Below are 25469 nucleotides of genomic sequence, written 5' to 3'. Positions count from 1 at the left end.
TTTAATTCACCTCGTCGCCCAGATAGCTCAGTCGGTAGAGCAGAGGATTGAAAATCCTCGTGTCGGCGGTTCGACTCCGTCTCTGGGCACCACCTTCAAGCTTCTGGTGGTTGCAAAGTTACCCGAAGCGACAACAAGAAACCCGCCTAGTGCGGGTTTTTTGTTGCCTTGAATTTTTGCATCTCGGGCTGCTCAGCATCTGCAGCTGCCACCCCATACCAAGCCCTACCCCGCAGTTCGCGGAGATACCACCTCGGCATGTAGCCTCAGGCCGAGTGCCGCCATCACTTTCATGATGGTCGCCAGGCTAGGGTTACCCTCCGCCGACAAGGCTTTGTATAGCCCTTCGCGAGTCAGGCCCGTATCACGCGCCAGTTGCGCCATGCCACGAGCACGCGCAATATCGCCCAAGGCAGCAGCAAGCAGCACCGGATCGTTTTCTTCAAGGCAGGCCTCAAGGTACAGAGCCATGTCTTCCTCTGTCTTGAGGTGATCTGCGGCATCCCACTTGGTCAGTTTGGTATCAGTCATGGCGGCCTCCTATAGCTCGCGTGCCAGCTTGAGGGCTGATCTGATATCCCTGGCCTGAGTGGACTTGTCGCCACCCGCCAGAAGGATGATCACCTCGTAGCCTCGCTGAACGAAATACACCCGATAGCCCGGACCGTAATCGATCCGCAGCTCGGACACTCCTTCACCTACCGGCCTACAGTCCCCAGTCACTCCAAGCTCGACCCGCCGCAAGCGCACATTGATACGAGCCTGTGCACGAGCATCCCGCAACGCGGCGAACCACCTTCTATAGCTGTCGGTTTGTAATAGTGTGCGCATGGGAAAAATGTAAACCGTGGTTCACACTACATCAATCTGGACGTGTTTCAAACTATTTGAATGCGCAGCGCCACATCCTCCGCCCACCGGCATTGATCAGCATCAACAACTTCTCCCATACCCAAACTCACAATCAGAATTGGACATTCGACCCCACCTCGCAAGGACCTCCATGAGCGAAGAAGCCACCCTCCTGCTCCCCGCCCCCGACGAATCCTCTACTCGCGCCCCGGCCACTCCACGCACGCGCCGCCCTCGCCAGCGCAAACCCGAGCCCACCATCACCCAGGTCAGCCAAGCCCCGGCCGCACTGGAAGTGGCCAGCGCACCGAAGGGCAGCAACGAGGACAGCACCTCGGCGCGCCTGCCGGCCAGCTACCCGTACCGCACCCGCCTGCGCCGCCAGGATTACGAAAAGGCCAAGCACGCACTGCAGATCGAACTGCTGAAGGTACAAAGCTGGGTCAAGGAAACCGGCCAGCGTGTGGTGATCCTGTTCGAGGGGCGTGACGCGGCGGGCAAGGGTGGCACGATCAAGCGCTTCATGGAGCACCTCAACCCGCGGGGCGCACGCATTGTCGCACTGGAGAAGCCTTCCGAGCAGGAGTTGGGGCAGTGGTATTTCCAGCGCTACACCCAGCACCTGCCCACGGCGGGGGAAATGGTCTTCTTCGACCGCTCCTGGTACAACCGCGCCGGTGTCGAGAAGGTGATGGAGTTCTGCTCGCCGCTGCAGTATCTGGAGTTCATGCGCCAGACGCCGGACCTGGAGCGGATGCTATGCAACAGCGGCATCCTGCTGTTCAAGTACTGGTTCTCGGTAAACCGCGAAGAACAACTGCGCCGCTTCATCTCGCGCCGGGACGACCCGCTCAAGCACTGGAAGCTGTCGCCCATCGACATCAAGTCGCTGGACAAGTGGGAGGACTACACCGCAGCCAAGGAAGCCATGTTCTTCCATACCGATACCGCCGATGCGCCATGGACGGTGATCAAGTCGGACGACAAGAAGCGTGCGCGGATCAACTGCATCCGGCACTTCCTGCATTCGCTGGACTACCCGGGCAAGGACCACCGGGTGGCGCATGCGCCGGATGAGCTGCTGGTCGGCCGGGCATCGCGCGGGTTCGAGGAGGACGAGCCGACAGCGCCCGCCAGTTGAATCGCCCGGGCCGCTGCGCTTCAATACGCGCAATTTCCGAACACCCCAAGGATTCACCCCATGGCCACCCCTACCAAGCAACAGAAACGCGCCAAGCGCGCCGCCAGCAAAGCCAAGCAGAACCGCATGGTGCGCAGCGGCCAGGCGGTCAAGGCCAGCGCCGGTGACAGCGCGAGCATCGAGCAGGTGTTCAACAAGGCCATGGAGACCGACAGCTACAAAGAGCTGTTCGACAAGATGAAGGCCGCCCAGGAAACCAGCCTGGTGGCGATGATCTCGGTGTTCCTGGTCGACCCACTGCTGGCCTTGGTACTCAAGGGCCACAAGGAAGAGCACGCCACCGACTACATCGTGCTGGTATTCAACGCCTACCGCACCTGGCTCGACGGCGCTGACGAAGACACCACCATGGCCTGGCTGGAGAGCGATGAGTTCCAGGAAGCCTATATCGCCGCTTCCGAGCTGGTGGCCAAGCAGCAGCAACAGCAGAAGCAGTTTGGCTGATCGGGCTTGGTAACCTGTTCCGGCCCATTCGCGGGGCAAGCCCGCTCCTACAGGATCACCTCAAGCCTGGGGCATGCGCTGTACCTGTAGGAGCGGGCTTGCCCCGCGAATGGGCCGGAACAGGCAACAAAAAAGGCCGCACCCTGCTGAGGATGCGGCCTTTCTTCATTTCAGAAAGCGCGGATCAGTTATCCAGCGCCACCCGCCCGGCAGCTTCACGCTTGCGATGCACCAGCAAGCCAGCCGCCACCAGGCCAATGCTCAGCAGCGCAGTCGCGATGATCTCGGCACGGTGATCCTCACGCAGCGCCATAACCGCCAGCACGGCAACGATGAAGGCGATTGTCGCCCAGGTCAGGCCCGGGAACAGCCACATCTTGAAGGCGATCTTCTCGCCACGTGCCTCACGCTGGCTGCGCATGCGCAGCTGCGACACGGCAATCACCAGGTACACCAGCAACGCGATGGCGCCGGAGCTGGCCAGCAGGAACTCGAACACCTGGGCCGGGGCCACGTAGTTGGCGAACACGCAGAGGAACGCGGCAGCGGTCGACAGCAGTACGGCCACATGCGGGGTAGCCGCCTTGGTGGTGCGCTGGGCGATTGCCGGGGCGTCGCCACGCTTGCTCAGCGAGAACAGCATGCGCGACGAAGTGTACAGCGCCGAGTTCAGGCAGCTGGTCACGGCGACCAGTACGACGATGTCGACGATCAGCTTGGCGTTCGGCACACCGATGCGGCTCAGCACGGTCTGGTAGGAACCGACTTCGGCCAGCGCCGGGTCGTTCCACGGCACCAGGGCCACGACCAGGAAGATCGACACCAGGTAGAACAGGCAGATACGCCAGATCACCGAGTTGGTGGCACGGCTGATCTGCTTGCCTGGGTCTTTCGATTCGGCAGCCGCGATGGTGACGATTTCGGTCCCCATGAACGAGAACATGGTGGTCAGCATGGCCGCCAGCACTGCGCCCAGGCCGTTAGGCATGAAGCCTTGGGTATCGAACAGGTGTGATGCGCCGCTCACCTGGCTGCTTGGCACGAAGCCGAACATGGCGATGCAGCCGACGACGATGAAGCCGATGATCGCCAGCACCTTGAGCAAGGCGAACCAGAACTCGAACTCACCGTAGTTCTTGACGCTGCACAGGTTGGTCAGGGTCAGCGCCAGGGTAATAAGAAGAGAGAAGGCCCACAGGTCCACGGACGGGAACCAGGCGTGGAGAATGGCTGCAGCGGCATTGGCCTCAAGCGGGATGACCAGTACCCAGAACCACCAATACAACCAGCCAATGGTGAAGCCAGCCCAGCGGCCAATGGCGCGGTCGGCGTAGGTAGAGAACGAACCGGTATCCGGCGAGGCGATCGCCATTTCGCCGAGCATGCGCATTACTAGTACGACCAAGGTACCTGCGGCGGCATAGGCCAGCAGCACGGCCGGGCCGGCCGCTGCGATAGCGTGGCCGGAACCCACGAACAGACCGGCGCCGATAACGCCAGCAATGGACAGCATGGTGACATGCCGTTGTTTGAGCCCCTGAGCGAGGTCATTGGAATTGTTACCGCTCATTAAAACTACCTTTGTAAGGAGTGGACCACTCCGACTGCGGGAACAGAGCGCACCTAGGGTTGGCCTAGGCGTCGCTGCAGTCGGCGGTTTCCTACTGGCAATAAGCGAGCCATGTGCTAAATGCATTCGTCAGATGGATACCGCGACCGTTTAATGGCGCGGGTTGCAGGGCATTCGGCCAACCTTTGACCGAAAGGTCGCCAAATCCACATGCCAGGTCCGGATTACGGAAATACTCACTTACAAACGCACCAAAGGTGCTCCTCGGTAACACCTTTGCACCGGCGCAAGGCATAAAAGCGCAACCCTCAGGTACAACCTTCAGCCCTCGAATCAACAGGTCGTAGTCGCACCCACAGTAGCGGCACAGATCAGCAAATGGCCCGCGAATGGTCTAAAACAGCTTCCCAGTGCCGGTCAAAACTGGCACCATCGCGCCTTTTTTCATCAAGGCTATGGAGCTGGGCGAGACCCTTTGCGGACATCTGCGCGACGTTGCACTGCAACGATGCGACAAACTGCCCCGGCAACGCCTTGAGCCCCCTGCGACCCTGTTGGCCGTCATATTGCCGCTATGCTAGCGTGGCGCTCGCCAGGAAGGCCGCCAACAGCTGGGAACGCACCCGATCACATGAGGACCGCACATGGCCCAGGCCACGCCCGCGCTGGAAATCCGCAATCTGCACAAACGCTACGGCGAGCAGGAAATTCTCAAGGGCATTTCGCTGACCGCGCGCGACGGTGACGTGATCTCCATCCTGGGGTCGTCCGGCTCCGGCAAGTCCACTCTGCTGCGCTGCATCAACCTGCTGGAAAACCCCCACCAGGGCGAAATCCTCGTTGCTGGCGAAAGCCTCAAGCTCAAGGCCGCCAAAAACGGCGACCTGATCGCCGCCGACAACCGCCAGATCAACCGCCTGCGCAGCGAGATCGGCTTCGTCTTCCAGAACTTCAACCTGTGGCCGCACATGTCGATCCTCGACAACATCATCGAGGCGCCACGCCGCGTGCTTGGCCAAAGCAAGGCCGAGGCCATCCAAGCCGCCGAAGCGCTGCTGAACAAGGTCGGCATCTACGACAAGCGCCACAGCTACCCCGCCCAGCTTTCCGGTGGCCAGCAACAGCGTGCTGCCATCGCCCGCACCCTGGCCATGAAGCCCAAGGTCATCCTGTTCGACGAGCCGACCTCGGCGCTCGATCCGGAAATGGTCCAGGAAGTGCTTAACGTTATCCGCGCACTGGCCGAAGAAGGCCGTACCATGCTGCTGGTGACGCACGAGATGAACTTTGCCCGCCAGGTGTCCAGTGAAGTGGTTTTCCTGCACCAGGGCCTGGTTGAAGAGCAAGGATCGCCGCAGCAGGTCTTCGAGAACCCGACCTCGGCGCGTTGCAAGCAATTCATGTCCAGCCACCGCTAACGGAGCAATACATGCACACTTACAAGAAGTTCCTCCTGGCAGCCGCTGCCACCCTGGTGATGTCGGCAAACGCCATGGCCGCGGAAAAACTGCGCATGGGTATCGAAGCCGCCTACCCACCATTCAACAACAAGGATGCCAGCGGTAACGTCGTCGGCTTCGACAAGGACATCGGCGACGCCCTGTGCGCCAAGATGAAAGTCGAGTGCTCGGTGGTCACCTCCGACTGGGACGGTATCATCCCGGCCCTGAACGCCAAGAAGTTCGACTTCCTGGTGTCGTCGCTGTCGATCACCGACGAGCGCAAGCAGGCCGTCGACTTCACCGACCCCTACTACTCCAACAAGCTGCAGTTCATCGCGCCGAAGAATGTCGACTTCAAGACCGACAAGGCTTCGCTCAAGGGCAAGACCATCGGCACCCAGCGCGCCACGCTGGCAGGCACTTACCTTGAAGACAACTTCCCGGATGTCAACGTCAAGCTCTATGACACGCAGGAAAACGCCTACCTCGACCTGGTTTCCGGTCGTATCGATGGCATCCTTGCCGACAAGTACGTGCAGTACGAGTGGCTGAAAAGCAAGGACGGCATGAACTACGAGTTCAAGGGTGAGCCGGTGATGGACAGCGACAAGATCGGCATTGCCGTGCGCAAGGGTGATACCAAGCTGCGCGACGATCTGAACAAAGCCCTGGCAGAAATCAAGGCTGACGGTACGTACAAGAAGATCAACGACAAGTACTTCCCATTCAGCATCGAATGATCCGCCCTGACCTGCGCGCCCCTGCGGCGCGCAAGTCCCTAGAATGACCTGCCCATGAATATCGACCTGCACGGATTCGGTCCGGCCATGATGGCCGGCACCCTGATGACCGTAAAACTGGCGCTCTGCGCCCTGCTGCTGGGGCTGGTCCTGGGCCTGCTCGGCGCCCTGGCCAAGACTTCCACGATCAAGCCGCTGCAATGGCTTGGCGGCTTCTACTCGACCCTGGTGCGCGGCGTGCCCGAGCTGCTTTGGGTCCTGCTTATCTACTTCGGCACCGTCGGGCTGATGAACAGCCTCGGCGAAGCCCTGAACATGCCTGGCCTTGAGCTGAGCGCCTTCGCCGCGGGTGTCATCGCCCTGGGCCTGTGCTTCGGCGCCTACGCCACGGAAGTGTTCCGTGGTGCGATCCTGGCGATCCCCAAGGGCCACCGCGAAGCCGGCCTGGCACTGGGCCTGTCCCAGGGCCGCATCCTGTCGCGGATCATCCTGCCGCAGATGTGGCGCATCGCCCTGCCGGGCCTGGGCAACCTGTTCATGATCCTGATGAAGGACACCGCGCTGGTGTCGGTGATCGGCCTGGAAGAAATCATGCGCCATGCGCAGATCGGCGTGACCGTGACCAAGGAGCCGTTCACCTTCTACATGGTCGCTGCCTGCATCTACCTGAGCCTGACCATCATCGCCATGACCGGCATGCACTTCATGGAAAAACGCGCCGCTCGCGGCTTTGCGAGGGCCGAATAAAATGAATTGGGAAGTCATCTTCAAGTGGCTGCCACGCCTTGCCCAGGGTGCGACCCTGACCCTGGAGCTGGTGGCCATCGCCGTGGTTGCCGGGTTGATCCTGGCCATCCCGCTGGGTATCGCCCGCTCCTCGCGCCACTGGTACGTGCGCGCCGTGCCGTTCAGCTACATCTTCTTCTTCCGTGGCACGCCACTGCTGGTGCAGCTGTTCCTGGTGTATTACGGCCTGGCGCAGTTCGATGCGGTACGTTCCAGCTCGCTGTGGCCGTACCTTCGCGATCCGTTCTGGTGCACGGTGCTGACCATGACCCTGCACACTGCCGCCTACATCGCCGAGATCCTGCGCGGTGCGCTGCAGTCGATCCCCAAGGGCGAGATCGAGGCGGCGCGGGCGCTGGGCATGTCGCGGGGCAAGACGCTGTTCTACATCATGCTGCCACGTGCCGCGCGCATCGGCCTGCCGGCCTACAGCAACGAAGTGATCCTGATGCTCAAGGCCAGTGCCCTGGCCAGTACCGTGACCCTGCTGGAGCTGACCGGCATGGCCCGTACCATCATTGCCCGGACCTACCTGCCGGTGGAGATATTCTTCGCCGCCGGGGTGTTCTACCTGGTGATCTCGTTCGTGCTGGTGCAAGGCTTCAAGCTGCTGGAGCGCTGGTTGCGCGTGGACGCTTGCCAGGGCCGCTAACCCCCACTGCCGTGTTCGCGGGTAAACCCGCTCCTACAAGGCCTGCGCGGCACCTGTAGGAGCGGGCTTGTCCCGCGAAAGGGCCCTCAAAGATATCCCACATTGCAGAACCAGCCATGGCTTCTTTCCTCCACAGCCACCAACTCAGTGACCGCTTCCAGGCCCTCGACCAGTTCCTGACCAAGCACCAACCGCTGTGGAAACCCCGGCCTTTCACCGCCCTGCGCCTGGACTGGGAAACCGAATACCCCGAACTCGCCGCCCACCTGCGCCAGTGCACCCTGGCCGATGCCGAAGCCGATATCGACCCCAAAGGCCTGCCCGCCCCGTTCCCGCAACTGGCGGCGCAAGCCCAGCAACTGTCAGCCCTCGGTGAGCTCCCCGACACCGGCCTGCCCACCGCCGGCCACCGCCTCGACGTCGCCGTTCCCGGCCGCAAATGGCAGCAGATCGAAGCCTTCAGCCGCCGACTGGGCTTTCGCGAACACACCCGCCACTGGCTTGACTGGTGCTCCGGCAAAGGCCACCTCGGCCGGCGCCTGCTGCAACCCGGCCAGCAGCTGACCTGCCTGGAGTACAACCCTGAGCTGGTCGCCGCCGGTCAGGCTCTGAGCGATCACCATCACCTGCCCGCAACCCACGTCCACCAGGATGTGATGGCTGCCGGCAGCACCCAGCACCTGAACCACGAGAAAAGCGTGGTCGCCCTGCACGCCTGCGGCGAACTGCACGTGCACCTGCTGCGCCAGGCCAGCCAGCAAGGCTGCCGCCACCTGGCCGTGGCCCCTTGCTGCTACAACCGCATCCCCGGCGAGCACTATCAGGCGTTATCCACAGTCGCACAGCACTCCCCGCTGCGGCTGAACATGATCGACCTCGGCCTGCCTCTGAACGAAGCGGTCACCGCCAGCGCCCGCGTGCGGCATCAACGCGACTGCTCCATGGCCCGCCGTCTGGGCTTCGACCTGCTGCAGCGCGAACAGCGCCAGTGCGATGAATACCTGTCCACCCCTTCCCTGCCGATCGCCTGGCTGGACAAGTCTTTCGAGCAGTACTGCCGTGAGCTGGCCCACCTGCGCCAGGTCGAGCTGAGTGGCAACCCGGACTGGGCCGCGCTGGAGGCCGCTGGCTGGCAGCGCCTGGCCGAGGTACGCAACCTCGAGCGCCTGCGCAACCTGTTCCGCCGCCCGTTGGAGCTGTGGCTGGTGCTCGATCGCGCCCTGTTCCTCGAAGAACAGGGCTACAACGTTCGCCTGGGCACTTTCTGCGACTATCCGCTCACCCCACGCAACCTCTTGCTACTCGCCGAACGTGACCGTTAGCCCCAGCACAACCTGTGGATAAGTCTGTGAACAAGCTTTTGATGACTGGATGGAGCCAAGCGCTATTTCAAGCGGTTGGCTTATTCCAGCATGGGCGTCAAGCCCAGTAAAAACAGGCGTTTGCGCAAAGACCGGCGGTACGCAGAAGCGGCATGCCTTTCGCGCAAGGCGGCAATGCCTCTTGTGCATAAACAAAAATTCGATTAGGCAATGGGCCCCCTGTGGAAGCGGGCGCGACCGAGGAAGGGCCCTCGAATCAATGCACCTTGTTCTTGGCAATCTCGATATCGTTCATCAACGCTTTGGCCAGGGCCAGCAGATAATCCGCAGCGCCCAAAAGCTTATGGTCATCCTCCATATCCCCCTCGCGCACTAGGTGTTTGATATAGCCGAGCAACACCGACACATGCTCGTAGGCGTGGTCGATCGGGATACCCGGCTGCACCCGTAGCAGATCCACTGTCGGGTTTCCTGCTTCCAGGAAGGTCTCTACACCCGCCGTGACGAGTGTATTTGCGGTATCACTCATGCGTCTGCCCCTCTTCATCGCGCATGCTCGCCACCGCATGGTGGAACAGGATCAATGCCGATTCGGCCGCAAAGGCGGCGTTGGTCAGCGTGTTCAAGCCAGGTTCGCCAGCGTGATGGCGGCAGTGTTCATCGATGGTTTCGGCGACGCCGCGGATGAGCTCGGCGCCATGGGTGACGGCGTCTTCGGGGGAGATGTCACTGTGGACGGAGAAGTATGGGGTTTGGATTAACAGATGGGGCGGATCAGGGACGATCTTTTTCATGGCAAAACTCCTTATTCCATAGAAGGGAGGCGCCATCCGAATCTTTCTCACGGATTAGGGTGGCAGCCGTACGGGGGGTGAGAAACCGAGGGAATAAGGAAGCTCGGCCAGACCGAAGTCTGCCCACGTACGGCCGCCATGAAGGGCTACCGCTTATTCGCCTCGGGTTCTCACACCCGGTCGCCGAAACGACCGGGAAACGTTATCCCCAAGGCACTTGTCCGCCAACAGCGATAGTTCAGGAGCGCGCGTAGGATAATTCCCAAATACCTCAACCTTGAAGCATTTAGTCTCAAGTTCAGAATTCCCTCACAAAATCACCACGATCCCTGTGGAAGCGGGTTCACCCGCGAAGAGGCCCGACGGTGTATCATCCGCCCCCCAAAACATTAAAAAGTCACGTCGCACGCTGCCCGCCAGCCCTGCGACCGTCTGGCGTTGCGCCAGAACCGACAATGGACTAACGGACTACACCATCGTGACCCAAGCCAAATCCCTTGCCCTGCTGGCCTTCACCCTGACCGTGGGCGCCTGCAGCAACAGCCCTGCCCCGCACCCCGCCAGCAACCTGGACTGGAACACCCCCGGCATGCAACTGGGCGGCGACAACGGCCTGCCCCTGCGCGTGGAAAGCCCGTGCCGCAAGCGTGGCTGCGACAACGACAAGCTGTTTTTCAACCCCGGCAAGAGCGAGCCGAGCGTCAACACCATCCACCGCGGCTGGTAAGAAAATATCCTTTTAGGCCGGTGACTTAGGCTATTTTCACGCTTTCGCAAGGAAGTGGTTTACAGGCGCCAACCGATCGTTATAATGACGCCCCATTGCCGGTATAGCTCAGATGGTAGAGCAACTGACTTGTAATCAGTAGGTCCCGGGTTCGATTCCTGGTGCCGGCACCATATTTATCAAGGTGTTACGTGCGTTTCTTCATGTCGTTTCGGCAGTGCGCGTAACAACCGACGTAACAAGAGGCGTGCACAAGCGCAGATCTGCGTATCACCCTCGACCAGCCTCCCCCTAGGGGCGACCGCCGTTTGATGTTGACCCATCGGAAAAAGGTTAGGTCGGTTAGGTTTCATGCGAACAGGCTGTATCCCTCTCCGTTTCTGGCCTCCAGAAGACCTCTAAAAGTTAGATTTTGGTTAAGTAATAGTAATTTCCTTACCTTTATCTATAGTCAGTTTCTCAAAACAAAATCCCTTTATAATCAGGCACTTGAGAATTCCTAACCTCAATCCTAACCATTCCTAACCATCCAAAGTTAGCTACGAAACCCAGGAACGACGGGGCTTCGGGGGCGCGAAGACACCCCAAGGAAAAAACTTACCTTTTTCCGAGGTGACCTTCTGAAATAGGGGGAGGATTGCCGGCGGTGGTGTGCTGATGCACGAAGGAGGTTTGAGGGAATGGGGTAGCTGCGAGGGAGGTTGTGTAGGCGCTGAGCCGAAACCTTTTGACTTGTGGTTGCTTGTGGATTACGATTTTATCGTAAATTTTAGATATTTCTTTGAGGAGGCCATTCAATGGCGCTTCAATTCCACGACAGCCCATTCCACGTTACACATGACGAGGAAACGGCCAGCAAAATGGCTTTAAAGATGGACCTCTCCATCTTCATCACCGACTGCATCAAAAAAATGGGCCTCAAACAGAATGAGGCCGCTGCTAGGTTGAATGTGACCCAGTCCCGCGTATCCGAACTCGCTAATGGCAAGATCGAGAAATTCACGCTGGACGCCATGATGGACATGCTCGATAAGCTCGGATTCCGAACCTGCCTCACGCTCCCCACAAACGATGCTGGGTCACCACCTCAAATCGTCATCTCTCAAGCGCAGAGCTGCTAAACCTTGTAGCCCATGCTCCTGAGTTCTTGCTTGAACTCCTTCATCCGATCGTCAGCGACCTGCATCGCGTGGCGATCGGTTCCGTTCGTGGTTTTCACGAACGAATGCAGCACAACGACCATGTCAGCGTATTTCGCTACGTAAACGCACCGGAACGCCGGGCTGCCGTTGATGATGAGTTCGATTGCTCCCGCTCCTACCGTCGTCAACGGTTTGATATCCAGCTCGGGATCTTGTCCATACTGAATGCGCCGGAGATCCTTGCCGAATTCGTCTTGGACGTCCTCGGGCAGATCCTTGTACTCACGCTCAGCTGCAGCACTTACAAAAGCAAATTTTCTCAAATAGGCGTCTCTCTCTGTGGCCAAATGGGGCGCCCACTCTGGGTGAGCACCATCATTGTGCCATACCTTTTGTCGAGCGTTTTGCAACCCCGTGGCCCTGGCCCGATATGCCCCCGTCGCGCAGGGATTCGCAGGGTTCCTTCAAGAGGTTCGTAGCCGGCGCAGGCTTATGGGCAGCTTGCTGGAGCGCTTTGCAGAAGTGCAGAAATCCCGACACGTTTAGCCCGCAGGCGTGGCGGGGGGACGAGGGCGCGCGCCGGGGTCCAGGCTGAGTTGGTCAGCCATGTCGTCGGGTGTCCTCGCTCGGCTCCATGAAGACTGATACTGTATCGATAACCAGTATTGAGGTTGGTCCTATGGACATCGATGACAGTGGCTTTGAGCTGGGCATGCCTTCGCACCTGGAACTGCTCGAACATCAGTGCAACATGCTCTGCAACGAGAATGATGAGTTGCGCCAGGACCTGATGAAGGCAAAGCGCAACATTGAGAAGCTGGTGGAAATCAACGCAGGCCTGACAGCCAATTTGCGATCGCTACATCAGCAGCAGAATCGGGGCTATTTTGAAGGCCAAAGGCCCCGGCACAGCGTCGGCACTTAGGGAACGATAGGCAATCTGATCACCCCGGAAGAGGCGGCCAGTATTCAGGAGAGAATGAATGGAGTGGCTGACGAAGCTGTTCGAGGGCGCTGACTGGGGTGCCCGAATTCCGGCGTATGCCGGGCTTTTGCTGTCAGTCTGGGCGCTATGGAGGGGCCGGACAGTCGTGAAGGTGCGGCTGGGAAATGACCCTCGGGACAGCACAGTGGTGATCAGCAACTTGAGTCCACATGCAATTGAGATCACTGCCGTGGGCCTGGTTGAAGCGGATGGCAGCCTTACCAGGTGGGCTGAGGATCTGGGATTGAATGAAGAAATGCCGAAGCGCGTCGATGCACGATCTGAGCTGGTTCTTCAGCTTGATCTGGACATGACAATCAGGCTCGCATATGAGCAGAAGGCCCGCGGCCGAGGCGGCTGCTACGTGCGCGTAGCTGGGGGAAGGATTTACGCTGACCCAGGAAGATTTCAGCGGTGGTGGTGGCGTGCACTTGGATAATCAACCGGCCGAGAAAAGCCGCCTCAATGGGCGGCTTTTCTATTTCAACTGTCCCACGTGAGTCCGTGCAGTCCCTGTGAGCGGCCTTGTATCGCGAAGGGCCGCAACGCGGCCCCGGCAATCTTGACTAAAGCCTACACCTTGAACTGACCCAGCACACCCAATCAGGCCGCTCGCTGTTCCAACATTTCCCAACCCAAACAAGCGAGCGCCAAAGTACGTGGCACCGCTTCCCGACCACTACTGTAGCGGCTGATGCTACGTGCACTCACGCCCAGCGCTTCGGCAGCCTGGTCGAGCGTCATCCGATGCCGTAGGCGCCAGCGAATGAATACCCGGGTGTTCTCATCAGGAGCAGTTTGCGCGAGCGCATCCAGCAAGAGGGTGTCGGCACCGATCTGAATATCCAGCTCCGGCCACTCCACTGACCATCCACCGTCACCCAAAACCACCCCATCGAACGCTTTTCGCTTGGCCAGTGGCGCCAGCCCCGGATACGCCTTGAGCGCCTCGCTCATATCCAGGATGAAGTGTTGACCATTGGTAAAGGTAAGCTCTAGACGGGAGCCTGATCGAGGCTCAACCGCTCGCAAGCGGGGACGTTTCATCGATGCCATTTCATCCACTCCTTCAACAGATCGGCCTGATTGGCCGCGACCCACGCTAAGGCCTCTTGCATCACTTTGGCTGGTGCTCTGCCTTGGGTAACAGTCACAGATTCCAGACTGATCACCACGTCTACCCCTCCACCCGTGAGATGCACGTGAGGCGGTAGGTGATCCCTTTCCCTTAGCTCGATACGGTACTTTTCGCGAAATCGGTATTTGGTCGACATGCCTTGATCGTATCGCCAAATTGGCGATACGACAAGAAGCGAATCCATGGCCTCGAGTGCTCAGAATTTCACATCACACTGACTAGCTGGTTGTCCATCCAGCGGCTTAATACCCCTGTTCTCAATATTTCACACCTCCTTCACCTCAAAGTATTCAAACAATTGCCCCAAATACCCCAAACACGTTCAACGCCATCAGGCCTAGGCACCTCCCCCAACGCCTGATCCAACACCCGCCCCACCCGCGCCAGCTGCACCACAAACCGCTTCACCCCCGCCCCTGCCAGCCGCTCTCCCAGCCTCCGCACCCGCTGCCCATCGAATAACCCCCAATGCACCGTAGTCCGGCACTCATACTCAACGCCGCTGCGCAGCAACATCTCCAGGCTGGCCCAGTTCGCCCGCCCGCTGCCGCGCACGCCAGTGATCAGCTGGCAGTCTTCCTCCAGCGCCTTGACGTCCATCCCTACCCAGTCGCAATACGGCAGCACCCGGCTTAATGCACCAGGGCGAATGCCGGCGGTGTGCAACCCAACCTTGAACCCGCGCTCGCGCACGGTACGCATGGCGGCGGGCAGGGCCGGTTGCAGGGTGGCTTCACCGCCGCTGAAGACCACGGCCTGGAGCAGGCCCTGGCGGCGGTCGAGGAGTTCGAGCACGTCGTTCCAGGGAACGCCGGGCTCGGGGTTGCGCGGGATCAGTTCAGGGTTGTGGCAGTAGCGGCAGCGCCAGGCGCAGCCTTGGCAGAAGACCACGCAGGTGAGGTGGTCGGGGTAGTCGAGGGTGGTCAGGGGTTGCAGGCCGCCGATGCGCAGGGCGCTGGCTTGGCAATTGGGGTTGGAAGTCGGCATGGGCGCTCCTGTTGGCCGCTCCTACAAGATCTGCGTCAGGTCTGGAATGTCAGCGCCGCTCGCGGAAGTGCTGGCGTTCCTGGTGTTCGGACTGTTTACCGGGGTTGAAGGCGGCCACGGGCCGATGGTAACCCATTACCCGGGTCCACACCTCGCAACGCTGGCGTTTCTCTTCAGGCAGTGGCTGCTGTGCATTCATGCTCGTGCTCCTTTATCAACGCTTCATCACAACGGGGGCAGAACTCGTGCTCCCCCGCCAGGTAACCGTGCACCGGGCAGATCGAAAAGGTCGGTGTCACGGTCAGGTAAGGCAGCCGGAAGCGGCTTAGCGCAGTGCGCACCAACTGCTTGCAGGCCTGGCTCGAGCTGATGCGCTCGGCCATGTACAGGTGCAGCACTGTCCCGCCGGTGTACTTGCACTGCAACGCATCCTGCAGCTCCAGCGCTTCGAACGGGTCGTCGGTGAGACCCACCGGCAGTTGCGAAGAATTGGTGTAGTACGGGGCCTCGGGCGTGCCGGCCTGGAGAATGCCCGGGAAGCGTTTGCGGTCCTCGCGCGCAAAGCGGTAGGTGGTGCCTTCGGCGGGTGTGGCTTCAAGGTTGTAGAGGTGGCCGCTACGCTCCTGAAAGGCCACCAGGCGCTTGCGCACGTGGTCGAGCAGCGCCAGGGCGAAGGCGCGGCCGGCCTCGGTATGCAGGGCGTCGCGGTCACCGGTGTAGTTGCGCAGCATCTCGTGCAGGCCATTCACGCCGATGGTGGAGAAGTGGTTGCGCAGTGTGCCGAGGTAGCGCCGGGTATAGGGGAACAGGCCGTTGTCCATGTAGCGCTGGATCACTTCGCGCTTGCGCTCAAGGCTTTCGAAGGCCAGCTCCAGCAGGGCGTCGAGGCGTGCGTACAAACCGGTCGAATCGCCGGGGTACAGGTACCCCAAGCGAGCGCAGTTGAGCGTTACCACACCCAGTGAGCCGGTCTGCTCGGCCGAGCCGAACAGGCCATTGCCGCGCTTGAGCAGTTCACGCACGTCCAGTTGCAGGCGGCAGCACATCGAGCGCACCTGGTTGGGCTGCATATCGGAATTGAGAAAGTTCTGGAAGTACGGCAAGCCGTAGCGGGCGGTCATTTCGAACAGGCGCCCGGCGTTGTCGCTGTCCCAGGGGAAGTCGTGGGTGATGTTGTAGGTCGGGATCGGAAAGGTGAACACCCGGCCTTTGGCGTCGCCGGCCATCATCACTTCGATGTAGGCACGGTTGAGCAGGTCCATTTCAGCCTGCAGTTCGCCGTAGGCGAAAGGCATTTCTTCACCCGCGATGAGCGGCACCTGCTCACGCAGGTCTTCGGGGCAGACCCAGTCGAAGGTGAGGTTGGTGAACGGGGTCTGGCTGCCCCAGCGTGAAGGCACGTTGAGGTTGTAGATGAACTCCTGCAGGGCCTGGCGCACCTGTGGATATTCCAGCCGGTCGTTACGTACGAAGGGCGCGAGGTAGGTGTCGAACGAGCTGAATGCCTGGGCGCCAGCCCATTCGTTCTGCAAGGTGCCGAGGAAGTTGACCATCTGCCCGAGGGCGCTGGTCAGGTGCCTGGGTGGCCCAGCTTCGACCCGCCCGGGTACGCCGTTGAAGCCTTCGTGCAGCAGGCTGCGCAGTGACCAGCCGGCGCAGTAGCCGGCCAGCATGTCGAGGTCGTGCAGGTGGAGGTCGCCCTCGCGGTGCGCGTCACCGATTTCGGCGCGGTAGATCTCATCGAGCCAGTAATTGGCAGTGACCTTGCCCGACACATTGAGCACCAGGCCACCCAGCGAATAGCCCTGGTTGGCGTTGGCCTGCACGCGCCAGTCCTGGCGTGACAGGTACTCGTTCATGGCCTGCGCAACCTCGATCGACCGCCTCCCGCGCGGCACCTCTTGCTCCCTGTACATCTGGCCTCCAGAACACATCATCTAGTAGTCATAAATCGTTAGACCACTATATGTTGTGCATAGATCAAGCAAATGACCTATATCAGTGTTTCAACCACCGCTGGCATTCATGAAGCGCAACACTTGCACATCGTCGCTGCCGAAGACGTGCTGCGCAGGCTTGTGCAACAGGGCCTGGTGGATTGCATCGAGCACCGGGCCATCTTCCCCTGGATAACGTCGCAGCAGCCCGCGCATGTCCAGCGAGTGCTCGTGACCAAGGCACAGCAGCAACCGCCCCTCGGCGGTCATGCGCACGCGGTTGCAGGTGTCGCAGAAGTGCTGGCTGATCGGTGAGATGAAGCCGATCCGTGTTTCCGGGTGACCGATGACGCGCACGTAGCGGGCCGGGCCGCCACTCTGCTCGGCGCTGTCGATCAGGCTGTAGCGCTCGGCAATGCGCTCGCGCACCCAGGCGCTGGAGCAGTGAGTTTCGTCCCGTGAGCGACCGACATCGCCCAGCGGCATCTCTTCGATGAAACTGATGTCCAGGCCGTTGGCGATGGCGAAGTCGACCAACGCCGGGACTTCATCGGAATTGCGCCCATGCAGGGCCACGATGTTGAGCTTGATGGCGCTGAAGCCAGCCTTGCGGGCGGCGTCGATTCCACGCAGCACGCGGCCCAGCTCTCCGGTACGGGTGATGCTGCGAAAGCGTTCCGGGTCGAGGGTATCCAGGCTGATGTTGAGGCGTTTGACCCCGGCATCAGCCAGGGGTTGGGCGAGCTTGAGCAATTGCGAGCCGTTGCTGGTCATCACCAGCTCGTGCAACCCGGGCATGGCGGCGATGCGCTCGCACAGGCCGACGATGCCGGGGCGTACCAGCGGCTCGCCACCCGTGAGGCGGATCTTGCGCACGCCCTGGCTTACGAACAGGTGGGCTGTACGCTCGATTTCTTCCAGGGTCAGCACTTGCTGACGGGGGAGGAACTGCATGGTTTCGGCCATGCAGTAGATGCAGCGCAAATCGCAGCGGTCGGTGACCGAAATGCGCAGGTAGTCGATCTTGCGGCCGCAGCCGTCGAGCAGTTGGGTGGTCATGGAAGTCATCCTTTAGGCCGCATTCGCGGGCATGTCGGGACGCCGAACCGCCGCGAAGAGGCCATTGAGGTTGTTACTGAACCAACGGGCCTGAGCTGCCATCGAGCAGGATCCCGCGGATGTCGGCCTGGCCTATCAGGTTGCCGAGATACTGCCCCACCGCCACCTGCCACACCCGCTGATCCAGCTCGGCGCGAATCGCCTCATGCACCACCTCGAACGGCAACGCCCGCCCTTCGATGCGCTGATCAACCCACACCAGATGCACGCCATATCGGCTCTCCAGCGGCTGCAGTGCCAGCCCCAACGGCAAGCGCAGCAACTGCCGCTCAAACTCTGGAACGGTCTGCCCTTGGCTGATCTGCCCCAGCGCCCCACCCTGCGCTTTCGATGGGCAGGCCGAATGGGCCAGGGCCAATTCGGCAAAGCGCGAACCGTCTTCGGTCAGGCGGGTGATCAGCACGGTAGCCTGCTCCCGGGCCTGGCTGCGGCCCTCGGCATCGTCCGGCGCACAGGCCAGCAGGATATGGCGCACGGCCAGCAACGGCGCGGTCGCATAGCGTTCGCGGTTGCTGTCGAAGTAATGCCGACAAATCTCCTCATCGGCACCCGGCAGCGCCAGCTCCTGTTCGATCAGCAGGCGGGTCAATGCCTCTTCCTCGCTCTCACCGTCGGTGCATTCGGCCTGTAGGCCCAGTTCGGCAATACGCTGCTGCAGCAGCTCGCGAACTACCAGCGCCTGGCTGGCGAGGAAGACCGCCTCATCGCGATCATCCGCCGGGTGATACTGCAGCTCCCGGGCAATGGCGTCGCCCGCGATGGCCACGCCGTTGACGGTAATCCGCGGCCACTGCTGCTCGCTGGTGGCAATCAATGCAGACGCTTGCATGGTGGTTTCTCCTGTTCAGCCTTTTTGCCGCACGATCTGGTAGCGCCGGCCCAGGTACCACACCGGGGCGCTGACGAAGTGCACCAGGCGGGTAAACGGGAACAGCACGAACAGGGTCAGGCCCAACGCCACGTGCAGCTTGTACACCAGGCCTACCGGGGCGATGGCCTGTGCGGCCAGCTGCGGCTGCAGGGTCACGGTGTATTGCGCCCAGTCGGCCAGCATCACCATCACCGAGCCATCCAGGTGCTGGGTGGAGGCAACGATGGTCATCAGGCCAAGCGACAGCTGCACCAGCAGCACCACCAGGATCATGATGTCGGAGAAACTCGAACTGGCCCGAACCCGTGGGTTGAACACCCGGCGGTACAGCAGCATGATCAGGCCGAAGAAGCACAGCACGCCGAAGAAACCACCCGAAACCATCGCCAGCAGCTGCTTCTCGGCGGTGCCGATGAAGCGGTGGTAAACCGCCTCAGGGGTCAGCAGGCCGACGAAGTGGCCGGCCAGGATGAACAGCACGCCGACGTGGAACAGGTTGCTGGCCACGCGCATGTAGCGCTGGTCCGCCGGGGTCTGGCTGAAGATCTGGCTGGAGCCGGCCTTCCAGCTGTACTGCGACAGGTCGAAGCGTGCCCAGCTGCCGATCAGGCAAACAGCCAGGGCAATGTACGGGTAGACCCCGAACACCAGCAGGTTGACGTTAGACATTGTGCACCTCCCAGGCCGGGGTATCCGGCCCGCCTTGCTTGAAATCGACCCAGTGCAACGGCACCGGCACCTCTTCACGCGCCTTGCCCGGCGCCCGTGGCTGGCTCGGGCAACGCTCCTGCTGCTCAGCCTTGAGGAAGTCCACGGCCTCCTCCTCCCAAACCTTGTCCATGGCCTCCAGCGAATCGTCGCGTAGCTCTTCCACCACACGCTCGCGGGCTGCCTCCATTACCGTTTGTGGGTTGACCCCGGCAATCTGCAACAAGGCGCGCAGGCACGCGGCATAGCGGCTGTCGCGCTCTTCCAGGCGTGCAGCCAGCAGCGCCAGCAGGTGTGCCACGTCGGCCAGCCCTTCGCGGGCGGTCAGGTCGTCGCGGGTGGACAGGTACTCCAGGTACAGCGGGATGTAGTCGGGCAGCTCACGCACGCCGATGGCAAAACCCGCTTCCTCGTACTGGGCCATCAGGTCGACCATGGCCTGGCCACGATCGCGAGACTCACCGTGCACATGCTCGAACAGCAACAGCGACACAGCGCGGCCACGCTCGAACAGGCCGTCGTAACGGGCCTGCACCTCCATGGTGTCGTCGCCGGCCAGTTCGTCGAGCAGGCACCGCAGGGCCGCACGCTGCGCCGGGCTGATCTCGCGGGCGGTGTCGATCGCAACCGCCAGTTCTTCGTAGCCCTGGACCAACGCCTCATCGGGGTAGTCGAGCAACAGGGCAATCACCTTGAGAATGCGCATGTTCATTTCTCCCACAGCTGGACGGTCTTGAGTACGTCGCGACGGTTGGCCTTTTTCGCCCCGAACATGTTGGTGTCGGAGCTGCCGCCGCAGCCGCTGCCAAAGCTGAAGCCACAACCGGAACGTTCGGCGAAGGCGTCGCTCATGGCCTCTTCGCGGTGCGCCGACGGCACCACGTAGCGGTCTTCGTAGTTGGCGATGGCAAGGTAGCGGTACATGTCCTCGCACTGGGCCTGGGTCAGGCCGACCGACTCCAGCACCTGCAGGTCGCGGATGCCGTCCACCTGTTCAGCGCGCTTGTAGGCGCGCATTGCCAACAGGCGCTTGAGGGCCAGGCGTACCGGCTCTTCATCACCCGCCGTCAGCATGTTGGCCAGGTAGCGCACCGGAATGCGCAGGCTGTCGACGTCGGGCAGCACACCATCCATGCTCACGCTGCCGGCCGCAGCGGCGTTCTGGATCGGCGACAGCGGCGGCACGTACCAGACCATCGGCAAGGTGCGGTATTCAGGGTGCAGTGGCAGCGCCAGCTGCCAGTCCACGGCCATCTTGTAGACCGGCGATTGCTGCGCGGCCTCGATGACCGAGCGCGGCACGCCGTCCTTCAAGGCCTGTTCGATGACCTTGGGGTCGTTGGGGTCGAGGAAAATTTCCAGCTGCTTGCGGTACAGGTCCTGTTCGCCTGCGGTGCTGGCCACCTCAAAGATACGGTCGGCGTCATACAGCAGCACTCCCAGGTAGCGGATGCGCCCGACACAGGTTTCCGAGCATACGGTCGGCATGCCGGCCTCGATGCGCGGGTAGCAGAAGATGCACTTCTCGGACTTGCCGCTCTTCCAGTTGAAGTAGATCTTCTTGTACGGGCAGCCGCTGATGCACATGCGCCAGCCGCGGCACTTTTCCTGGTCGATGAGGACGATGCCGTCCTCCTCGCGCTTGTAGATCGCGCCGCTGGGGCACGAGGCCGCGCAGGCCGGGTTCAGGCAGTGCTCGCACAGGCGCGGCAGGTACATCATGAAGGTGTTTTCGTACTCACCGTAGATGTCTGCCTGCACCTGGTCGAAGTTCTTGTCCTTGCGCCGCTTGGCGAATTCGGTGCCGAGGATCTCTTCCCAGTTCGGGCCCCACTCGATCTTCTCCATGCGCTGGCCGGAGATCAGCGAACGTGGCCGCGCCACCGGCTGGTGCTTGGCCTGGGGCGCGGTGTGCAGGTGCTGGTAATCGAAGTCGAACGGCTCGTAATAGTCGTCGATGGCGGGCAGGTCGGGGTTGGCGAAGATATTCGCCAGCACCCGGAACTTGCCGCCGATGCGCGGGTTGATCGAACCGTCGCGGTTACGCACCCAGCCGCCTTTCCATTTGTCCTGGTTTTCCCATTCCTTCGGGTAGCCGATGCCGGGTTTGCTCTCGACGTTGTTGAACCAGGCGTATTCCATACCTTCGCGGCTGGTCCAGACGTTCTTGCAGGTGATCGAGCAGGTGTGGCAGCCGATGCACTTGTCCAGGTTCAGGACCATGCCGACTTGCGAACGAATCTTCATGGCTATCTCCTCAAATGTCCTTGGGCAGTGGCTGTGGCAGGGCGTCGCCGCCCAGGCCGCCGACGTCGGTGCCGTCGAGCCAGTCGACCTTGCTCATCTTGCGCACCACCACGAATTCGTCGCGGTTGCAGCCGACCGTGCCGTAGTAGTTGAAGCCGTACGCCTGCTGGGCGTAGCCGCCGATCATGTGGGTAGGCTTGAGCACCACGCGGGTCACCGAGTTGTGGTGGCCGCCACGGGTCTTGGTGCTTTCGGCACCCGGCACGTTCACGATGCGTTCCTGGGCGTGGTACATCATCACCATGCCCTCCTTCACCCGCTGGCTGACCACCGCACGGGCAGTGAGCGCGCCGTTGGCGTTGAAGCACTCGATCCAGTCGTTGTCCTCGATGCCGACCTTTTTCGCGTCGATCTCGGACATCCACACGATCGGCCCGCCACGGCTCAGGGTGAGCATGATCAGGTTGTCGCTGTAGGTGCTGTGGATACCCCACTTCTGGTGCGGGGTAATCCAGTTCAGGGCGATCTCCGGATTGCCGTTGGGCTTCTTGCCTTTGACGTAGTCCACCGTGCGGGTGTTGATCGGCGGTCGATAGCTTTGCAGCTGCTCACCGAAGGCCTGCATCCATGGGTGGTCCTGGTAGAACTGCTGGCGGCCGGTGATGGTGCGCCACGGGATCAGCTCGTGGACGTTGGTGTAGCCGGCGTTGTAGCTCACGTGCTCGTCTTCCAGGCCCGACCAGGTCGGGCTGGAAATGATCTTGCGCGGCTGTGCCTGGATATCACGGAAGCGGATCGCCTCGTGCTCCTTGGGCAGCGCCAGGTGGCTGTGGTCGCGGCCGGTGAACTCCGACAGCGCGGCCCAGGCCTTGACCGCCACATGGCCGTTGGTTTCCGGTGCCAGGCTGAGGATCACCTCGGCGGCATCGATGGCCGATTCGATCTGCGGCCGACCCTGACTGACGCCTTCGTCGCGCACGGTGTGGTTGAGCTCACCGAGGTGTTCCACCTCGTGCTCGGTGTTCCAGTTGATGCCCTTGCCACCGTTGCCGAGCTTGTCGAGCAGCGGGCCAAGGGAGGTGAACTTCTTGTAGGTGGCCGGGTAGTCGCGCTCGACCACGGTCATGTTCGGGCAATTCAGGCCAGGCACCGGGGCCACGCCCTCGGTCTTCCAGTCGCTGCCACCAAACGGCTGGGCCAGCTCGCCGGGGCTGTCATGCAGCAGCGGCACGGTGACCAGGTCCTGCTCGACGCCAAGCTGGCCTTCGCTCATGGCCGAGAAGGCCTTGGCGATGCCTTTGTAGATCTCCCAGTCCGAACGTGCTTCCCAGGCTGGGTCGATGGCCGCCGACAGCGGGTGGATGAACGGGTGCATGTCCGAGGTGTTCATGTCGTCCTTCTCGTACCAGGTCGCGGTCGGCAGGACGATGTCGGAATACATGCAGGTCGACGACATGCGGAAGTCCAGGGTGGTGACCAGGTCGAGCTTACCGATGGCCCCCTCTTCCACCCATTCGGCCTCGTTGGGCTTGAAGCCGCCACGCTTGCCGAGGTCTTCGTTCATCACGCCATTACGGGTACCGAGCAGGTACTTGAGCATGTACTCGTGGCCCTTGCCCGAGCTGCCCAGCAGGTTGGAGCGCCAGATGAACATGTTGCGCGGGAAGTTGGCCGGGTTGTCCGGCTGCTCGCAGGCGAAGCGCAGCGAGCCATCCTGCAACGACTTGAGTACATAGTCCTTGGCCGGCATGCCGGCAGCGGCGGCATCACGGGTGACCTGCAGCGGGTTGCGGTTGAGCTGCGGTGCACTGGGCAACCAGCCGGCGCGCTCGGCGCGGATGTTGTAGTCGAGCATGTGCTCGGGGAACTGCGACTTGTCGGCCAGCGGCGAAAGCACCTCGTGGATGCTCATTTTCTCGTGGCGCCACTGCGAGCTGTGGTTATAGAAGAAACTGGTGCCATTCATTTGCCGTGGCGGGCGGCTCCAGTCCAGGCCGAAGGCCAGTGGCAGCCAGCCGCATTGCGGGCGCAGTTTTTCCTGGCCGACGTAGTGGGCCCAGCCGCCGCCGGTCTGGCCAACGCAACCGCAGAGCATGAGCATGTTGATCAGCCCGCGGTAATTCATGTCCATGTGGTACCAGTGGTTCATCGCCGCACCGACGATGATCATGCTGCGGCCATGGGTCTTGTCGGCGTTCTCGGCAAATTCGCGGGCCACCTGGATCGCCTTTTCCCGCGACACACCGGTGATCTGCTCCTGCCAGGCCGGCGTGCCCGGCACGCTGGCATCATCGTAGCTGCTGGCGACGTTGCCACCGCCCAGGCCACGGTCGATGCCGAGGTTGGCGGCCATCAGGTCGAACACCGTGGCCACCTTGGCCTGGCGGCCGTCGGCCAGGGTCAGGCTGCGCACCGGTACCCGGCGCAATTGGATCTCGTCACCGGGGGCAGCGGCGAAGTGCTCGTGGTACTGGCCGCCGAAATACGGGAACGCCACCTGCGCCGCTTCACCGTCGCCGAGCAGGCTCAGGCGCAGAATGGTGTCGCGGCCTCCACCGCCTTCCCGGGCTTCGATGTTCCACTTGCCCTTCTCGCCCCAGCGGTAGCCGATGGCACCCTGTGGCGACACCAGGCCGGCGCTGATGTCATCGACGGCAATGGTCTTCCACTCGGGGTTGTTGGCCTGGCCAAGGTTGTCGGCAAGGTCCGATGCGCGCAGGAAGCGGTCGGCGCTGTAGCCTTCGCCCCGCTCTTCGAGCAGCACCAGCATCGGCAGGTCGGTGTAGCGCCTGGCATAGTCGCGGAAGTAGTCGCTCGGCGTATCGAGGTGGAATTCCTTGAAGATGACATGCGCGAAAGCCTGGGCCAGCGCGGCATCGGTGCCTTGCTTGGGGTTGAGCCAAAGGTCGGTGAGCTTGGCCACTTCGGCGTAGTCCGGGGTGATGGCCACGGTCTTGGTGCCCTTGTAGCGCACCTCGGTGAAGAAGTGCGCATCCGGGGTGCGGGTCTGCGGAACGTTGGAACCCCAGGCGATGATGTAGTTGGAGTTGTACCAGTCGGCCGACTCCGGCACGTCGGTCTGCTCACCCCACACTTGCGGCGAGGCTGGCGGCAGGTCGCAGTACCAGTCGTAGAACGACAGGCACACGCCACCGATCAACGACAGGTAGCGGGCACCGGCGGCATAGCTGACCATCGACATCGCCGGGATCGGCGAGAAGCCCACCACCCGGTCCGGGCCATGCGCCTTGACGGTGTGCACGTTGGCAGCGGCGATGATCTCGTTGACTTCCTCCCAGCTGGAACGCACGAAGCCGCCCATGCCGCGCTGGCTCTTGTACGACTCGGCCTTGGCCGGGTCGCTGACGATGCTGGCCCAGGCTTCGACCGGTGCCAGCGTGCGACGCGCCTCGCGCCACAGCTTGAGCAGCGGCTTGCGTACCTTGGGGTATTTCAGGCGGTTGGCACTGTAGATGTACCAGCTGTAACTGGCGCCGCGCGGGCAACCACGGGGTTCGTGGTTGGGCAGGTCGTTGCGGGTGCGTGGGTAGTCGGTCTGCTGGGTTTCCCAAGTGATCAGGCCGTTTTTCACGTAAATCTTCCAGGAGCACGACCCGGTGCAGTTCACCCCGTGGGTGGAACGCACGATCTTGTCGTACTGCCAGCGCGAACGGTAGACGTTTTCCCAGTCGCGGGATTCCTTGCGGGTTTCGCCGTGGCCGTTGGCAAACTCACCCTGCTTGCGCTTGAAGAAGCGCATCTGGTCGAGTAGGTGGCTCATGTTCAGATCCTCTCAGGCTGGACG

26 protein-coding genes, 2 tRNA genes and 2 pseudogenes are annotated in these 25469 nt (G+C 61.6%); 13 read left to right on the top strand and 17 right to left on the bottom strand.

What is annotated here, in order from left to right; translation table 11 throughout:
- Positions 1–16 precede the first annotated feature (16 nt).
- Positions 17–92: transfer RNA gene (locus tag C2H86_RS13545), tRNA-Phe, on the top strand.
- 133 nt (positions 93–225) lie between these two features.
- On the opposite strand, the gene C2H86_RS13540 is transcribed toward C2H86_RS13545, so the two are convergent.
- Both C2H86_RS13540 and C2H86_RS13535 read right to left on the bottom strand, forming a co-directional pair.
- Positions 226–531, bottom strand: coding sequence for an addiction module antidote protein (locus tag C2H86_RS13540; RefSeq protein WP_159412912.1), 306 nt, complete (start codon positions 529–531; stop codon positions 226–228).
- A gap of 9 nt (positions 532–540) precedes the next feature.
- Complete coding sequence (locus C2H86_RS13535; protein ID WP_159412911.1) at positions 541–831, bottom strand: type II toxin-antitoxin system RelE/ParE family toxin; 291 nt, start codon at positions 829–831, stop codon at positions 541–543.
- Between the two features lie 172 nt (positions 832–1003).
- Here C2H86_RS13535 and ppk2 point away from each other — a divergent pair, with 172 nt between their 5' ends.
- Together ppk2 and C2H86_RS13525 are read left to right on the top strand one after the other, a co-directional pair.
- Positions 1004–1993, top strand: a complete 990-nt coding sequence (gene ppk2, locus C2H86_RS13530; RefSeq protein WP_159412910.1) for a polyphosphate kinase 2 — start codon at positions 1004–1006, stop codon at positions 1991–1993.
- A gap of 60 nt (positions 1994–2053) precedes the next feature.
- Positions 2054–2497, top strand: a complete 444-nt coding sequence (locus C2H86_RS13525) for a hypothetical protein (RefSeq protein WP_027917576.1) — start codon at positions 2054–2056, stop codon at positions 2495–2497.
- Between the two features lie 184 nt (positions 2498–2681).
- On the opposite strand, the gene gabP is transcribed toward C2H86_RS13525, so the two are convergent.
- Complete coding sequence (gene gabP, locus C2H86_RS13520) at positions 2682–4067, bottom strand: GABA permease (protein ID WP_159412909.1); 1386 nt, start codon at positions 4065–4067, stop codon at positions 2682–2684.
- A 644-nt stretch (positions 4068–4711) separates the two neighbouring features.
- Between gabP and C2H86_RS13515 the strand changes: the two genes are divergently transcribed.
- The 5 genes from C2H86_RS13515 to C2H86_RS13495 all read left to right on the top strand — a co-directional run bounded on the left by C2H86_RS13515 (position 4712) and on the right by C2H86_RS13495 (position 9009).
- A complete protein-coding gene (locus C2H86_RS13515; RefSeq protein ID WP_159412908.1) occupies positions 4712–5485 on the top strand; it encodes an ABC transporter ATP-binding protein in 774 nt (257 codons plus the stop codon).
- An 11-nt stretch (positions 5486–5496) separates the two neighbouring features.
- The gene (locus C2H86_RS13510; protein WP_103448624.1) at positions 5497–6249 is read left to right on the top strand and encodes an ABC transporter substrate-binding protein; all 753 of its coding nucleotides are present in this window, start codon (positions 5497–5499) and stop codon (positions 6247–6249) included.
- Between the two features lie 54 nt (positions 6250–6303).
- Positions 6304–6996: an ABC transporter permease gene (locus C2H86_RS13505; RefSeq protein WP_103448623.1), complete on the top strand. Its 693-nt coding sequence runs from the start codon at positions 6304–6306 to the stop codon at positions 6994–6996.
- 1 nt (position 6997) lies between these two features.
- Positions 6998–7687 (top strand): ABC transporter permease, encoded by a 690-nt coding sequence (locus tag C2H86_RS13500; protein ID WP_159412907.1) that lies wholly within the window; start codon positions 6998–7000, stop codon positions 7685–7687.
- A gap of 116 nt (positions 7688–7803) precedes the next feature.
- A complete protein-coding gene (locus tag C2H86_RS13495) occupies positions 7804–9009 on the top strand; it encodes a methyltransferase (RefSeq protein WP_159412906.1) in 1206 nt (401 codons plus the stop codon).
- Between the two features lie 256 nt (positions 9010–9265).
- Here the strand turns inward: C2H86_RS13495 and C2H86_RS13490 are convergent, their stop codons facing one another.
- Entirely contained in the window at positions 9266–9538 is a 273-nt protein-coding gene (locus tag C2H86_RS13490) for a DUF3077 domain-containing protein (protein ID WP_159412905.1), read from the bottom strand.
- Complete coding sequence (locus C2H86_RS13485; RefSeq protein WP_159412904.1) at positions 9531–9803, bottom strand: hypothetical protein; 273 nt, start codon at positions 9801–9803, stop codon at positions 9531–9533. The genes C2H86_RS13490 and C2H86_RS13485 overlap by 8 nt, the downstream gene beginning before the upstream one ends.
- Positions 9804–10281: 478 nt before the next feature.
- Between C2H86_RS13485 and C2H86_RS13480 the strand changes: the two genes are divergently transcribed.
- The 3 genes from C2H86_RS13480 to C2H86_RS13470 all read left to right on the top strand — a co-directional run bounded on the left by C2H86_RS13480 (position 10282) and on the right by C2H86_RS13470 (position 11651).
- A complete protein-coding gene (locus C2H86_RS13480) occupies positions 10282–10530 on the top strand; it encodes a hypothetical protein (RefSeq protein ID WP_159412903.1) in 249 nt (82 codons plus the stop codon).
- A 97-nt stretch (positions 10531–10627) separates the two neighbouring features.
- Positions 10628–10703 (top strand) — tRNA-Thr (locus C2H86_RS13475).
- A gap of 624 nt (positions 10704–11327) precedes the next feature.
- Entirely contained in the window at positions 11328–11651 is a 324-nt protein-coding gene (locus C2H86_RS13470; RefSeq protein ID WP_159412902.1) for a helix-turn-helix domain-containing protein, read from the top strand.
- Here the strand turns inward: C2H86_RS13470 and C2H86_RS13465 are convergent.
- Positions 11648–11995 (bottom strand): type II toxin-antitoxin system RelE/ParE family toxin, encoded by a 348-nt coding sequence (locus C2H86_RS13465; protein ID WP_159412901.1) that lies wholly within the window; start codon positions 11993–11995, stop codon positions 11648–11650. The two genes, C2H86_RS13470 and C2H86_RS13465, sit on opposite strands and share 4 nt — an antisense overlap.
- 356 nt (positions 11996–12351) lie before the next feature.
- Between C2H86_RS13465 and C2H86_RS13460 the strand changes: the two genes are divergently transcribed.
- Positions 12352–12597: a hypothetical protein gene (locus tag C2H86_RS13460; protein WP_159412900.1), complete on the top strand. Its 246-nt coding sequence runs from the start codon at positions 12352–12354 to the stop codon at positions 12595–12597.
- A gap of 58 nt (positions 12598–12655) precedes the next feature.
- Complete coding sequence (locus tag C2H86_RS13455) at positions 12656–13096, top strand: hypothetical protein (protein ID WP_159412899.1); 441 nt, start codon at positions 12656–12658, stop codon at positions 13094–13096.
- 164 nt (positions 13097–13260) lie between these two features.
- Here the strand turns inward: C2H86_RS13455 and C2H86_RS13450 are convergent, their stop codons facing one another.
- From C2H86_RS13450 to C2H86_RS13400, 11 genes and pseudogenes are all read right to left on the bottom strand, one after another.
- The gene (locus tag C2H86_RS13450; RefSeq protein ID WP_159412898.1) at positions 13261–13713 is read right to left on the bottom strand and encodes a DUF2442 domain-containing protein; all 453 of its coding nucleotides are present in this window, start codon (positions 13711–13713) and stop codon (positions 13261–13263) included.
- Entirely contained in the window at positions 13701–13931 is a 231-nt protein-coding gene (locus C2H86_RS13445) for a DUF4160 domain-containing protein (protein ID WP_159412897.1), read from the bottom strand. Before C2H86_RS13445 ends, C2H86_RS13450 begins: the two co-directional genes overlap by 13 nt.
- Positions 13932–14060: 129 nt before the next feature.
- Positions 14061–14782, bottom strand: a pseudogene (locus C2H86_RS13440) (anaerobic ribonucleoside-triphosphate reductase activating protein).
- A gap of 49 nt (positions 14783–14831) precedes the next feature.
- Positions 14832–14981: an anaerobic ribonucleoside-triphosphate reductase gene (gene nrdD, locus C2H86_RS28545; RefSeq protein WP_159412896.1), complete on the bottom strand. Its 150-nt coding sequence runs from the start codon at positions 14979–14981 to the stop codon at positions 14832–14834.
- Positions 14956–16653, bottom strand: a pseudogene (locus C2H86_RS13430) (ribonucleoside triphosphate reductase); the annotation flags it as partial. The gene nrdD and the pseudogene C2H86_RS13430, both read right to left, overlap by 26 nt.
- A gap of 135 nt (positions 16654–16788) precedes the next feature.
- The gene (gene moaA, locus C2H86_RS13425) at positions 16789–17778 is read right to left on the bottom strand and encodes a GTP 3',8-cyclase MoaA (RefSeq protein WP_159412895.1); all 990 of its coding nucleotides are present in this window, start codon (positions 17776–17778) and stop codon (positions 16789–16791) included.
- Between the two features lie 73 nt (positions 17779–17851).
- Complete coding sequence (locus C2H86_RS13420) at positions 17852–18667, bottom strand: peptidylprolyl isomerase (RefSeq protein ID WP_159412894.1); 816 nt, start codon at positions 18665–18667, stop codon at positions 17852–17854.
- 15 nt (positions 18668–18682) lie between these two features.
- Positions 18683–19378: a respiratory nitrate reductase subunit gamma gene (gene narI / locus C2H86_RS13415; protein ID WP_159412893.1), complete on the bottom strand. Its 696-nt coding sequence runs from the start codon at positions 19376–19378 to the stop codon at positions 18683–18685.
- Positions 19371–20123: a nitrate reductase molybdenum cofactor assembly chaperone gene (narJ, locus tag C2H86_RS13410; protein WP_159412892.1), complete on the bottom strand. Its 753-nt coding sequence runs from the start codon at positions 20121–20123 to the stop codon at positions 19371–19373. The genes narI and narJ overlap by 8 nt, the downstream gene beginning before the upstream one ends.
- A gap of 2 nt (positions 20124–20125) precedes the next feature.
- On the bottom strand, positions 20126–21664 hold the full coding sequence (gene narH / locus C2H86_RS13405) for a nitrate reductase subunit beta (protein WP_159412891.1): 1539 nt from the start codon (positions 21662–21664) through the stop codon (positions 20126–20128).
- 10 nt (positions 21665–21674) lie between these two features.
- A complete protein-coding gene (locus tag C2H86_RS13400; RefSeq protein ID WP_159412890.1) occupies positions 21675–25445 on the bottom strand; it encodes a nitrate reductase subunit alpha in 3771 nt (1256 codons plus the stop codon).
- Between the last annotated feature and the right edge of the window lie 24 nt (positions 25446–25469).

Origin of the sequence: Pseudomonas putida (assembly GCF_009883635.2) — a bacterium.
In the GTDB taxonomy this organism is placed as follows: domain Bacteria; phylum Pseudomonadota; class Gammaproteobacteria; order Pseudomonadales; family Pseudomonadaceae; genus Aquipseudomonas; species Aquipseudomonas putida_W.
This window is presented reverse-complemented; position numbering and strand designations above follow the sequence as displayed.